Annotated in this window: 3 protein-coding genes; all 3 read left to right on the forward strand. The window is 63.2% G+C overall.

Translation table 11 applies throughout. From position 1 onward, the window contains the following. On the forward strand, positions 1 to 414 hold a 414-nt coding region (locus GYA94_RS26850; RefSeq protein WP_174824222.1), incomplete at its 5' end, for a twin-arginine translocase subunit TatC. After that, on the forward strand, positions 411 to 1118 hold the full coding sequence (locus GYA94_RS26855) for a 16S rRNA (uracil(1498)-N(3))-methyltransferase (protein ID WP_009684303.1): 708 nt from the start codon (positions 411 to 413) through the stop codon (positions 1116 to 1118). The genes GYA94_RS26850 and GYA94_RS26855, both read left to right, overlap by 4 nt. Positions 1119 to 1218: 100 nt before the next feature. Continuing rightward, on the forward strand, positions 1219 to 1569 hold a 351-nt coding region (locus tag GYA94_RS26860; RefSeq protein ID WP_174824223.1), incomplete at its 3' end, for a methyl-accepting chemotaxis protein.

Here is a 1569-nt window from a genome sequence, read left to right on the forward strand (position 1 = left end):
ATGGCGTTCGCCTATTTCCTGGTGTGCCCGCTGATGTTCAAGTTCTTCGCGGCAGCCACTCCGGCAGGCGTGGCCATGATGACCGACATCGCCAACTACCCCGATTTCGTGATGACGTTGTTCTTAGCCTTTGGCGTGGCCTTCGAGATCCCGGTGGCGGTGGTGCTGCTGGTGGGGATCGGCGTGGTCGACGTGAAGTACCTGAAGAAGATCCGCCCTTACGTGATCATCGGCTGCTTCGTGGTCGGCATGATCCTCACGCCACCGGACATCTTCTCGCAGACCCTGCTGGCCGTACCCATGTGGTTGTTGTTCGAAGTCGGCGTGCTGTGCGGCAGCCTGGTGCGCAAGCGCAGTGCCCACGACGAAACTGCCGACGATTCCAACGACCAGCCACCAGCGACTCAACCGTGAACCTGCTGCTGCTTGAACAGGCCGACTTCGTTTCGGCCGACCGCGTGGTGCTGGCTGACCGGCGCTTCACCCACATGCAGGAAATCCACCGCGTGGCGGTCGGCGACCAGCTGCGGGTGGGCCGCGTCAACGGCTTGATGGGCAAGGCCACGGTGCTGCGCCTGGCACCGCACCAGGCCGAGCTGGAGGTGGCCTTCGACCAGCAACCGCCGGCCAAACTGCCGCTGACCCTGGTGCTGGCTGTACCCCGCCCGAAGATGCTGCGCCGGCTGTTCCAGACCGTGGCTACCCTGGGTGTACCGCGGTTGATCCTGCTGAACAGCTACAAGGTCGAGAAAAGCTTCTGGCAAACGCCGTTCCTGCAGCCGGAAAGCATTCGGGACAACCTGATCCTCGGCCTGGAACAGGCCCGCGACACGGTACTGCCCGAGGTAATCATCGAGAAGCGCTTCAAGCCGTTCGTCGAAGACCGCCTGCCCGCGATCGCTGCTGGTACCCTGGGCCTGGTCGGTCACCCCGGCCCGTACCCTGCCTGCCCGCGCGCCGTGGACCAGCCCGTGACCCTGGCCATCGGCCCCGAAGGTGGCTGGATTCCTTACGAAATCGACCTGCTGGGCAAGGCAGGCCTGGCGCCCGTGCAGCTGGGTGAGCGCATTCTGCGCGTGGAAACGGCCGTCACTGCACTGCTTTCGCGCATTTTCTGACGCAAACGCCACCTAATCGCCCATCAAGTTTCCCCTTCCCGGGCCGATGGCCTTGGCAACACAACAAAGTTTCGTGCTGCCAAGCCGACCGGGAGTCTACATGTATCAATGGTTAGCCCAATCGCTGGGCAATATGAGCGTGAACCGCAAACTGGGAATGGGTTTCGGCCTGGTCCTGCTATTGACCGTGGCCATCACCCTGACCGGCTGGCACGGCATGGACAGCATCACCGCCCGTGGCGACAAGCTGGGGAATATCTCGGTCATTCAGCAGTACACCCAGGAACTGCGTATCGCCCGCCAGCGCTATCAACGCGAGCGTGATGAGGCCTCGATCGCAGACGTGGAAAAAACCCTGGCCACGCTAGACCGCCAGGTGCAATTGATGCTCGGCCAGATCGAGCAGCCCGCCGACCACCAGCGCCTGGAGCAGCAGCGCGAGGCCGTGCGC

The organism is Pseudomonas juntendi (genome assembly GCF_009932375.1).
GTDB classification, from domain to species: domain Bacteria; phylum Pseudomonadota; class Gammaproteobacteria; order Pseudomonadales; family Pseudomonadaceae; genus Aquipseudomonas; species Aquipseudomonas juntendi.